The 11,208-nt window shown below is 69.2% G+C and carries 9 protein-coding genes; 6 read left to right on the top strand and 3 right to left on the bottom strand.

Features of this window, described 5'->3' with window-relative positions:
* Positions 1–60 precede the first annotated feature (60 nt).
* A complete protein-coding gene (locus tag D7V88_RS32960; protein WP_120544588.1) occupies positions 61–1,065 on the bottom strand; it encodes an NAD-dependent epimerase/dehydratase family protein in 1,005 nt (334 codons plus the stop codon).
* A 379-nt stretch (positions 1,066–1,444) separates the two neighbouring features.
* On the opposite strand from D7V88_RS32960, the gene D7V88_RS32965 reads away from it, so the two are divergent.
* The 6 genes from D7V88_RS32965 (at position 1,445) to hemH (ending at position 9,924) form a co-directional block, all read left to right on the top strand.
* Complete coding sequence (locus D7V88_RS32965; protein ID WP_120533173.1) at positions 1,445–1,783, top strand: SWIB/MDM2 domain-containing protein; 339 nt, start codon at positions 1,445–1,447, stop codon at positions 1,781–1,783.
* 175 nt (positions 1,784–1,958) lie between these two features.
* Entirely contained in the window at positions 1,959–5,072 is a 3,114-nt protein-coding gene (gene treY, locus D7V88_RS32970) for a malto-oligosyltrehalose synthase (RefSeq protein ID WP_208726609.1), read from the top strand.
* On the top strand, positions 5,069–7,213 hold the full coding sequence (gene glgX / locus D7V88_RS32975) for a glycogen debranching protein GlgX (RefSeq protein ID WP_120544589.1): 2,145 nt from the start codon (positions 5,069–5,071) through the stop codon (positions 7,211–7,213). Before treY ends, glgX begins: the two co-directional genes overlap by 4 nt.
* Before the next feature lie 134 nt (positions 7,214–7,347).
* Positions 7,348–8,334: a TerC family protein gene (locus D7V88_RS32980; protein ID WP_279636118.1), complete on the top strand. Its 987-nt coding sequence runs from the start codon at positions 7,348–7,350 to the stop codon at positions 8,332–8,334.
* A 69-nt stretch (positions 8,335–8,403) separates the two neighbouring features.
* Positions 8,404–8,787, top strand: a complete 384-nt coding sequence (gene apaG, locus D7V88_RS32985; protein ID WP_120544590.1) for a Co2+/Mg2+ efflux facilitator ApaG/CorD — start codon at positions 8,404–8,406, stop codon at positions 8,785–8,787.
* Positions 8,788–8,814: 27 nt separating this feature from the next.
* Entirely contained in the window at positions 8,815–9,924 is a 1,110-nt protein-coding gene (gene hemH / locus D7V88_RS32990) for a ferrochelatase (protein ID WP_120544591.1), read from the top strand.
* Here hemH and D7V88_RS45285 read toward each other — a convergent pair.
* Complete coding sequence (locus D7V88_RS45285; RefSeq protein WP_120544592.1) at positions 9,857–10,909, bottom strand: hypothetical protein; 1,053 nt, start codon at positions 10,907–10,909, stop codon at positions 9,857–9,859. The two genes, hemH and D7V88_RS45285, sit on opposite strands and share 68 nt — an antisense overlap.
* Positions 10,910–11,015: 106 nt before the next feature.
* The coding region (locus tag D7V88_RS43250) for a hypothetical protein (protein ID WP_158625208.1) at positions 11,016–11,208 on the bottom strand (193 nt) is incomplete at its 5' end.

An 11,208-nucleotide genomic window follows, 5' to 3' on the forward strand; every position in this document is an offset into this window, starting at 1 on the left:
GGTCCGGTCAACGATGCCGGAAGGGGCGGGGCAGGGTGGCTGCCCTTTGGGCGCATGGGGCTATAACCAGCCCTGCGCGCGATACCATTCACCACTACGGGTGATCGACTCCGCCAGATTTCTTCGCGGCCGGAAGCCCAGCAGCCTTTCGGCCTTGGCCCCGGAGCACGTCCAGGCGGGCGCCAGGAGCTGCCGCGCCAGCTTCCGGTTCAGGGGCAGCTTCTTCCCGGTCAGCCGCGTCACCCCGTCCGCCGCCGTGGCCAGGGCCGTCAGCACCGCCGGTCGCATGCGCACCGTCTTCGGGTGGTAGCCCAGGGCCCTGGCGCCCAGGTCCTGCATCTCCTCCAGGGTCAGCCGCTCCGGGCCCGCGCAGAAGAACGCCTCGCCCAGGGCCTCCGGCCGTTCGGCCAGGACGATGAGCAGGTCCACCACGTCCTCCACGTCCACCAATGAGAGGGGACGGGGCCCTCCCACCAGCTCCAGGCGGATGCCCTGCTTCGCCAGCTTGAAGAAGGACAGGTTCTCCCGGTCGCCGGGCCCCAGGATGCGGGGAGGGCGGATCACCGTGACGGGCAGCCGGTCCTTGAAGGAGAAAACGATGTTCTCCGCCTCCGCCTTGCTCTCGCCGTACCACTCATGGGGATGGAAGGCGTCCTCCTCCACATGGGGGCGCTCCGGGGTGGAGGGCCCGTGCGAGGCCAGCGACCCGCACATCACCAACCGGGGCCGGGGGGCCGCTTCCGTGGCGGGCAGGGCGGCCAGGGCCTCGCAGAGCAGCCGGGTGCCGCCCGCGTTGACGCGGATGAACTCGTCCCGCTGCGCGGCGCGTCGGATGCCCGCGAGGTGGAAGACGACGTCCACGCCCTGCACCGCGGCATCCAGGGAGGCGCGGTCCGTCACGTCCCCGGTCAGGCGCTTCCAGGGGTGGCCCTCCAGTGCCTTCTCCAGCTCGCGGGTGTCGGTGGTGGGGCGCAACAGGCATGAGACACGGTCGCCGCGAGCGACCAGCGCCCGTGCGAGCCAGGTCCCCAGGAAGCCGCCGGCGCCGGTGATGAGGGCTTTCATGGGCGCTGTTTCATCCGAAAAGCCACATCCCGTCCACCGCCGAAATGGGCTCCCTCCTCCAGAGGGGGCACGCTGTCGCGGGCCCGTGAAATCGCCTCCAGACGTGTTCACAGGCCCAATCCCCGAGGGAAAACGCCTTCCGGAGCCGGTTTCTAGGGCTCCAGACGCGCCGCGGGACTTCCGCTCCCGAGGGAAGAATGCGCTGCGGGGCCGAGTTCTAGCCTCCGAACACGTCGCTTCGGGCGTTCCCCGAGGGAAAAAGCGCGTGAAGAGCGCTGTTTTTCAAGCTTGACCGTGCTACTACGCGCCATCGGCTCTAGCTTGAAGATGCAAGCACGCCGTGCAACGTCCCCTTCGGAGGGGAGGAGACACAAGACGAATGGCCGCCAAGAAAGCCGCTGCGAAGAAGACCACTGCCGCTCCCGCCGCCAAGAAGACCACCGCGAAGAAGGCCGCCGGTGACACGCGCAAGCCGAACGCGGCGTTCATGAAGGAAATGACGCCCTCTGCCGCGCTGGCGGAGATCGTCGGTCCCAAGCCGCTGCCCCGGACCGAGGTTGTGAAGAAGCTCTGGGCCTACATCAAGAAGAACAACCTCCAGGACGCGAAGAACAAGCGGCAGATCAACGCCGACGACAAGCTGAAGCCCATCTTCGGCGGCAAGAAGAACGTCACCATGTTCGAGATGACCTCGCTGGTGAACAAGCAGCTGAGCTGATTGGCATCCGGGCCGTCGGGGGCCGTCGCCGGTCACCCGAAGGACCACTTGAGGGCTCGTCACGCATCGCGCGCGACGGGCCCTCTGCTTTTGGGGTTGTCCGAGCGTTGAAAAGGGGGCGGACCCCTCACTCGATGCTGGCGGACGCGCCGCGTCGGGCCTACCTGTGGGCACCATGTTCCAGGACGGGCTCGAGGCAGGGGAGCGCACCGCGAAGCAGGCGGACGCGGATGGCACGCACACGACGGTGGAAGCGCTGGCGGACGGCCTGTTCGGCCAGGTGCACCAGGAGCTGGAGTCCCGGCGCGTCACGCCGCTGTCCACCTACCGGATGCAGTTGCACCAGGGCTTCACCTTCCAGCAGGCCCGGGCGGTGGTGCCGTACCTGACCCGGCTGGGGGTGAGCGACTTCTATGCGTCCCCTTATCTGAAGGCCACGCCGGGCAGCACCCACGGCTACGACTGCGTGGACCACCAGCGGCTCAACCCGGAGGTGGGCACGCCGGACGACCACGCGGAGTTCTGCGAAACCCTGCGCGAGCACGGCCTGGGGCAGGTGCTGGACGTGGTGCCCAACCACATGGGCATCGAACGCGACAACCGCCTGTGGCTGGACGTGCTGGAGAACGGCCCGTCGTCCGTCTACGCGAAGTTCTTCGACATCGACTGGCGGCCGGTGAAGGACGAGCTGGCGGACAAGGTGCTGCTGCCCATCCTGGGCGACCAGTACGGCATCGTGCTGGAGCGCGGCGAGCTGAAGCTGTCCTTCGAAGCGGGCTCCTTCCACCTGAACTACTACGACCACCGGCTGCCGGTGGCCCCGCGCCAGTACGCGCGCATCCTGCGCCACGGGCTGGAGCGGCTGGAGACGCAGTTGGGCGCGGAGCACCCGCACCTGGTGGAGCTGCTCTCCATCCTCACCGCGCTGGAGCACCTGCCGCTGCGCACGGAGGTGGAGCGCGCGAAGGTGATTGAGCGGCACCGGGAGAAGGAGGTCATCAAGCGGCGGCTCGCCTCGGCGGTGGCGGACAGCCCGGAGCTCGCGGTCTACATCGATGAGAACGTGCGGGTGTTCAACGGCTCGCCCGGCAACGTGCGCTCCTTCGACATGCTGGACGCGCTCCTCCAGGAGTGCAGCTACCGGTTGGCGCACTGGCGCGTGGCGGGCGAGGAGATCAACTACCGCCGCTTCTTCGACATCAACGGCCTGGCCGCCATCCGCGTGGAGGATCCGGACGTCTTCCTGGAGGCCCACCAGCTCATCTTCGAGTGGCTGCGCGAGGGGCGGGTCACCGGCCTGCGCATCGACCATCCGGACGGCCTCTTCGACCCCACCGCCTACTTCCTGGACCTGCAGGAGCGCTTCTTCGTGGAGCGTGCGCGGGCGCGGTTCGAGGCGGGGCTGAAGGGTGGCTCGGATTCGCGCTGGCCGCAGGTGGAGGCGCTCCTGCGCGCGAAGTGGCGGCAGGAGGTGATGGACACTCCGGACAGCCCGCTGCGCAAGGCGCTCTTCGTGTCGGTGGAGAAGATTCAAGGCGGCCGCGAGCGCATCCCGGACGCGTGGGCGGTGCACGGCACCACGGGCTACCGCTTCGCCAACGCGGTGAGCGGCCTGTTCGTGCACCCGGCGGCGGAGGCGCACCTGACGGAGACGTACGAGCGCTTCGCCGGTGGCACGCAGGACTTCGCGGAGCTGACGTACCAGAAGAAGCTGCTCATCATGCGCGTGTCCATGGCCAGTGAGATCAACGTCCTGGCGCACGAACTCAACCGCATCTCGGAGATGAACCGCCGCACGCGCGACTTCACGCTCAACAGCCTCAGGCGTGCGCTCATCGAATTCATCGCGCTGTTCCCCGTCTACCGCACCTATGTGGACGGCTGGCGGCAGGAGCTGGACGCGCGCGACGTGCAGTACATCGAGTGGACCCTCCAGCGCGCCAAGGAGCGCAACACCACCACCAACGCGTCCATCTTCGACTTCCTGCGCGACATCCTCCTGGGCCGCTACCCGGAGCACGTGGGCGACGAGGAGAAGGCCGTGATGCTGCGCTTCGCGATGAAGCTGCAGCAGGTGACGGGCCCCGTCATGGCCAAGGGCCTGGAGGACACGGTCTTCTACATCTACAACCGGCTGGTGAGCCTCAACGAGGTGGGCGGCGAGCCGGAGCACTTCGGCATGCGCGCCACCACCTTCCACCTGCGCAACCAGGAGCGCGCGGAGCGCTGGCCGGGGAGCATGCTCACCTCCAGCACCCACGACACCAAGCGCAGCGAGGACGTGCGCGCGCGCATCAACGTCCTCACCGAGCTGCCGGAGGCGTGGCGCGAGCGGGCCCGCACGTGGGCGGACCTGACGCAGCCCTTCGTCTCCCACCTGCCCTCGGGCCCGGCCCCGTCCGCCAACGACACCTACCTCTTCTTCCAGACGGTGGTGGGCGCGTGGCCCATGGGCGAGCACGTGTCCACGAAGCAGATGGAGGACTTCCACCGCCGCGTGCGCGAGTACATGGGCAAGGCCATCAAGGAGGCCAAGGTCCGCACCTCGTGGACCAACCCGGACTCCTCCTACGACGACGCGATGGCGCGCTACGTGGACGCCTGCTTCGACCCGAAGAAGGGCCAGGCGTTCCTGGACGACGTGCACGCGTTCAAGCGCCGCATCGAACGCGCGGGCCAGCACAACGCGCTGGGGCAGTTGCTCCTGAAGCTCGCGTCGCCCGGCGTGGTGGACACGTACCAGGGCTGTGAGCTGTGGGACCTGTCCCTGGTGGATCCGGACAACCGCCGGCCGGTGGACTACGCCCTCAGGGAGAAGCTGCTGGCGGGGCTGGACGCGGAGGCCGCGAAGGACCGGGCGGCCCTGTGCGCGCGGCTGTCGAAGGACCTGGATGACGGGCAGGTGAAGCTCTACCTGCTGGCGGAGGCGCTGCGGCTGCGCCAGAAGCACGCGGACCTGTTCCGGGGCGGCGGCTACGTGGCCCTGGAGGTGTCCGGGCCCCGCGCGCCGGCCGCGGTGGGCTTCGCTCGCACGCATGGCGACACGGTGCTGATTGCCTGCGCGCCGCGTTACACCCTGGAGGCGCTGGAGTCCGGGGGGCTGTCGCAGGCGTATGACGGTACGTTCCTGGACCTTCCGGAGGCATATGCGGGCATGATGTTCCGCAACGTCTTCACCGGGCGCCAGGTCCGTCCCCAGCAGGGGCCGGGAGGCGCGGGGCTGGCCCTGGGGCCGCTCCTCGCGGAGTTCCCGGTGGTGCTGCTGGAGATGGAGAGGAGCGCTGGATGAGGAGGGCCGAGGTGCTTCCAGGGAAGCCGTTTCCCCTGGGCGCCACGTATGACGGGAGCGGCGTCAACTTCGCCGTGTTCAGCGAGCATGCGAAGAAGGTGGAGGTCTGCCTCTTCGACCCCGCGGATCCGAAGAAGGAGACGCGGCGCTTCCCGCTGTTGGAGACGACGAACCACGTCTGGCATGGCTACATGCCGGGCGTGCACGCCGGATGTCTGTACGGCCTGCGCGTTCACGGACCGTACGAGCCGAAGAAGGGGCTGCGCTTCAACCCGCACAAGCTCCTGGTGGATCCGTACGCCAAGGCGCTGCACGGCAAGGTGGACCCCAAGGCCCCCTTCCACGCCTACGTGCACGGCGGCAAGGAAGAGGACCTGGCCATGGACACCCAGGACGATGCCTGGGGCGTGCCCAAGGGCGTCATCCTGACGGACGGGTTCGACTGGGAGGAGGACCGCAAGCCGGAGGTCCCCTGGCACAAGACGGTCCTCTACGAGGTGCACGTCAAGGGCTTCACGAAGCTGCACCCGGGCATCCCCGAGAACCTGCGCGGCACGTACGCGGGCCTGGCGCACCCGGCCTCCATCGAGCACATGAAGAAGGTGGGGGTGACGTCGGTGGAGCTGCTGCCCATCCATGCGTACATGGATGAGCCCTTCCTCACCCAGAAGGGGCGCTCCAACTACTGGGGCTACAACACGCTGAACTTCTTCGCCCCGGATGCGCGCTTCAGCGCGTCGGGTTCGCTGGGCGAACAGGTGGCGGAGTTCAAGGGGATGGTGAAGCTGCTGCACCGCGCGGGCATCGAGGTCATCCTCGACGTGGTCTACAACCACACCTGCGAGGGCAACCACCTGGGCCCCACGCTGTCCTTCAAGGGGCTGGATGCCGGCGCGTACTACCGGCTCAGCGAGAAGGACCCGCGCTACTTCATGGACTTCACCGGGTGCGGCAATTCGTGGAACGCCACGCACCCGTACGCGCTGAAGCTGGTGGCGGACTCGCTGCGCTACTGGGTGGAAGTGATGCACGTGGACGGCTTCCGCTTCGACCTGGCGACGACGCTGGGCCGCGACAGGCACGGCTACGACACCCGCGCGGCCTTCTTTCAAATCCTCCACCAGGACCCCGTCTTGAGCCGCGCGAAGCTCATCGCGGAGCCCTGGGACGTGGGCGACTACGGCTACCAGGTGGGCAACTTCCCGGTGCTGTGGAGCGAGTGGAACGGCAAGTACCGCGACACCATCCGGCGCTACTGGAAGGGCGATGACCGGCAGGCGGCGGAGATCGGCTCGCGGCTCACGGGCAGCTCCGACCTGTATGCGCTGTCCGGCAGGAAGCCCACGGCGAGCGTGAACTTCGTCACCGCGCATGACGGCTTCACGCTGCACGACCTGGTCACGTACAGCCAGAAGCACAACGAGGCCAACGGCGAGGACAACCGGGACGGCGCCAACGACAACCACGCCTGGAACTGCGGCGTGGAAGGAGAGACGGCGGACCCCAAGGTGAACGCGCTGCGCGAACAGCAGAAGCGCAACTTCCTGTCGACGCTCTTCCTGTCGCAGGGCGTGCCCATGCTGGTGGCGGGCGACGAGATGGGCCGCACGCAGAAGGGCAACAACAACGCCTACTGCCAGGACAACGAGCTGTCGTGGGTGAACTGGGAGCTCAGCGAGAAGCAGCGCCAGCTCCTGGAGTTCACCACCCGGATGGCGAAGCTGCGGCGCGAGCAGCCCGTCCTGAGCAAGCGCCGCTTCTTCCGCGGCGCCCACATCTGGGACAGCGAGCTGAAGGACCTGGCGTGGTTCCGGCCGGACGGCAAGGAGATGAAGCGGGAGGACTGGGAGAAGCCCTATGTGCGCTCCCTGGCCTTCCTGCTGGGCGGGGACGCCATCGCCACGCCGGACGACGAGGGCTACCGCATCGTCGGGGACACGCTGCTGGTGCTGCTCAACGCGCACCATGAACCCATCACCTTCCTGCTGCCCGCGCTGGAGTGGGGCGCGGACTGGGAGCTGGTGGTGGACACGGCGGCCACGGGCGAGTCGCAGCGCACGCACACCCCCGCCGGGGGCAAGGTGCAGGCGGCGGGGCGCTCCGTGGTGGTGCTGCGCCGGCCGACGACGGAGTGGGAGTAGCGGGCCTGCGCGTCGCGATGGAAGTAGCCCCCGGGGCCGTCCCGGGGTAGGCAGCGTGCTTGAACGCGCGAGGTGGCCCCTTCCCCTGGGGGCCCCTTCTTCGCGCGGCGTCTTCGGACCGGGAACGGGCGCACGTGCTAACCGAATCAGTCTGGCCCTGGGTGGGCTTCAACGTCTTCGTCCTGGCGATGCTCGCCCTGGACCTGGGGCTGTTCCACCGCAAGGAGCACGCGGTGTCGCCGAAGGAGGCGACGCTCTGGACGCTCGTGTGGGTGAGCATCAGCCTCGCGTTCTGCGGAGGCATCTGGCACCAGGGCGGCCAGGGCCCGGCGTTGGAGTGGCTGACGGCGTACGTGGTGGAGTACGCGCTGTCGGTCGACAACCTCTTCGTCTTCCTGATGGTGTTCGGCTACTTCCGGGTGCCGCCGCAGCACCAGCACCGGGTGCTCTTCTGGGGCATCCTGGGCGCGTTCGTGATGCGCGCGGTGCTCATCCTCGCGGGCACGGCGCTGGTCGCGAAGTTCCACTGGCTCATCTACGTCTTCGGCGCGTTCCTCGTGTTCACGGCCGTGAAGATGCTCGTCGCCAAGGACGACGAGGACGTGGATCCGGAGGCCGGCTTCATCGTGAAGATGTCCCGGCGCCTGCTGCCGGTGGCGCGTCAGGGGGACGGCAGCCGCTTCTTCACCACCGAGGACGGGCGGCGCAAGGTGACGCCGCTGTTCATCGTGCTGATGGTGGTGGAGGCCACGGACCTGCTCTTCGCGATGGACTCCATCCCCGCGGTGCTGGGCATCAGCAAGGACGCGTTCATCATCTACACGTCCAACGTCTGCGCCATCCTGGGCCTGCGCTCGCTCTTCTTCGTCGTCTCCAGCCTGATGGAGAAGTTCCACCTGCTGAAGATTGCCCTGGGCGTCATCCTGGGCTTCGTCGGCGTGAAGATGCTGCTGGAGTACTTCTACAAGATTCCCATTGGCATCTCGCTGGCGGTCATCGCCGGGTGCCTGGTGACGGCCGTCGTCGCGTCGCTGGTGTTCCCCAAGCCGCCCGAGGTGGCCGAGGCCCCGGAAGCCGGCAAGCAGCCGGAGGCCCCCGCCCGGGAGCAGGAGCGCGGGTAGGACCGGGAGTCCTGGCGGGAGGCAGTGTTTCCCTTGCATCGGGCGGGAGTCGCTGCCAAGTCTCCCGCCATGTCCACCGCCACCACCGATGGCATCCGCGTCACCGTGGAGCCGACCTTCTGGCCGGAGCGCAGCACGCCCGAGGCCGGGCAGTTCGCCTTCATGTACAAGGTGGAGATCGTCAACGACGGCGATGCTCCCGCCCAACTCCACGCCCGGCACTGGCTCATCACGGATGCCCAGGGCCACGTGGATGAGGTGAAGGGCGAGGGCGTGGTGGGCCGCCAGCCCCGGCTGGGGCCGGGCGAGCGGTTCGAGTACACGAGCTGGGCGATGCTGAAGACGCCCTTTGGCACCATGCGCGGCAGCTACGAGATGGTGCGTCCGGATGGCACGCGCTTCGAGGCGCGCATCGCCGAGTTCGCCCTGACGTTGCCGCACGCGCTGCACTGAAAACCCCCCACCGGAGTCCTCAAGCGCATGGTCCTGCCGAGCACGAAGCGGGGATTGCTGCTCATCAACCTGGGGACGCCGGACGCGCCCGAGTCCGGGCCCGTGCGCCGCTACCTGCGCGAGTTCCTCAACGATCCGCGCGTCATCGACATCCACCCGGTGGGGCGCTGGTTCCTGCTCAACCTCTTCATCCTGCCGTTCCGCCCCGCGAAGAGCGCGGAGGCGTACCGCAAGGTGTGGACGAAGGAGGGCTCTCCGCTGCTCGTGTACAGCCGAGAGCTGGAGGCGGCGGTGGCGGAGCGGTTGAAGGGGGACTACGAGGTGGCGCTCGCCATGCGCTACGGCAACCCGTCCCTGCCGGACGCCATCGCGGCGCTCAAGGCGAAGGGTGTGTCGGAGTTCACCGTGCTGCCGCTGTACCCGCACGAGGCCGCGTCGTCCGCGTCGTCGTCGCTGGCGCGCACGTACGAGGTGCTGGCGGAAGGTTGGGACGTGCCCAACGTGCGCGCGGTGCCGGCCTTCTTCGACGACGCGGGCTTCCTGGATGCGTTCGCGGCGGTGGCCCGGCCGGTGATTGACGACGCGAGAGCGGACCACGTGCTGTTCAGCTTCCACGGACTGCCGGAGCGCCACATGCGCAAGAGCGACCCCACGGGGCAGCACTGCCTGGCGTCGGCGGGCTGCTGCGACGTGCTGGGGGCGGCGAACCGGCACTGCTACCGCGCGCAGTGCTTCGACACGGCGCGGAACCTGGCCCGGCGGCTGGCGTTGCCGGAGGGCGGCTACACCGTGTCCTTCCAGTCGCGGCTGGGGCGCACGCCGTGGGTGAAGCCCTACACGGACATCGTGCTGCCGGAGCTGGCGGCCAAGGGCGTGAAGCGGCTGGCGGTGATGTGCCCGGCCTTCGTGGCGGACTGCCTGGAGACGCTGGAAGAGGTGGGCATCCGCGCGAAGGAGCAGTTCGTGGAGGCCGGCGGCGAGTCGCTGACGCTGGTTCCGTCCCTCAACGCCCACCCGGAATGGGTGGACGCCGTGGTGCGGCTGGTGCGCGCGTCGGATGGACCGCCGCTTACGGCGCGGGCGGCGTCGCTGTCGGAGCCGCGGGAGCCGGCGTCGCGGGAGCCTGGGGCGCGCTGACGGGGGCGAGGCGGGCCTGGTAGGTGCCCGGCGGCAGGCCCACGGCGGACTGGGCAGGCCCCTTCATGCTGGTGGCGAGCGTGCCCTCCCAGGAGCGCCACTGCCCGGCCTTCACCAGGAACTCGCCCCGGCCGGTGATCTTCACCGTGGCGCTCACTTCGGTGCCTTCGGTGGGGCCGGCGGCGTCGTCATCGCTGGCCGGGCCCTGGGCGCCGGGCGGGCGGGCGCCGCGATTGGGGACCGCGCGAGCGGGGGTGAGGAGTCCTCCGAACTGCTCCAGGAGGTCGTACTCCAGCGTGGCCACCTGCTCGCCGTTGTCGGCGGGGGTGACGGAGACCAGCTTCACGCGGTTGCGCCGTTCAGCGCCGCCGGTGGCGCGGCGGAACTGGGTTCCCAGCGCGTCCGGGGTGAGCAGCGCGGTGGCCAGCGACCAGGTCTCACCGGGGCGCACGGCATCCCGGGGCAGCTCCAGCACGAGCGTGGCCAGGTTGCGCTCGCGTTGCGGAAGTCCGTCGATGATGAAGCCGCGGTCGCTCACGGAGGCGTCCTCCGGCGCGCCCCCACCCGAGGGCGTCATGCGCAGGTGGCGCTCACCGGCGCGGTCCAGGTCCAGCACGTAGGTGTATTCGCCGGGGACGGTGGCCGGCGCGGCGGTGGCGGCGGGGGCTTCCGCGTCCTTGTCGCCCTTCTTCTTCTTGTCGGCCTTGGGCTCCGCCGGGGCGGATTCGAAGGCGGGCGCGCCGCGATCCAACGCGAGCGACAGGCGGAAGGAGACCGGGGTGCCCGGGGTGGGCTTCCAGCGCAGGAGCACGGCGTCCTTGGGGATGACGGGCGCGGCGGCGACGGGCGCGGGGGCGTCCCCGGTGGACGCGGGCGCGGGCGGCGCTCCTGGCGGGCGCTGGAGGGGCTCGATCTTCCCGGGCGCCTCCTGGCTGCAGCCGGTGAACGCGAGGGCAACGAGCAGACCGCACAGACTTCGCTTCACGGGGACACTCCTGGTGACGGTCGCGGGATAGCGGAGCGGGCGACGGTTGTAAAAGGGAGAAGGTGGAATGACGCGGCCCGTTGCGACGGCGGAGCGCACGGACGGCTCAGTGGCAGGCACGCCAGTCCACGGGTTCGGGCGGAAGGGCTTCGCCGGCCGCGGTGCCCAGGCGCTCCAGGGTGCCCGTGTCGAACTGCTTGCTTGTGCAAGCATCGGGGCACTCGGCCAGGAGCTGGTCGTAGCGCTGGCACTCCGGGCTCCGGTCCGACGCGCTCCGAAGCGGCGGAGGTGTTCTGACG

Origin of the sequence: Corallococcus terminator, assembly GCF_003611635.1 — a bacterium.
Classification (GTDB): Bacteria; Myxococcota; Myxococcia; order Myxococcales; family Myxococcaceae; genus Corallococcus; species Corallococcus terminator.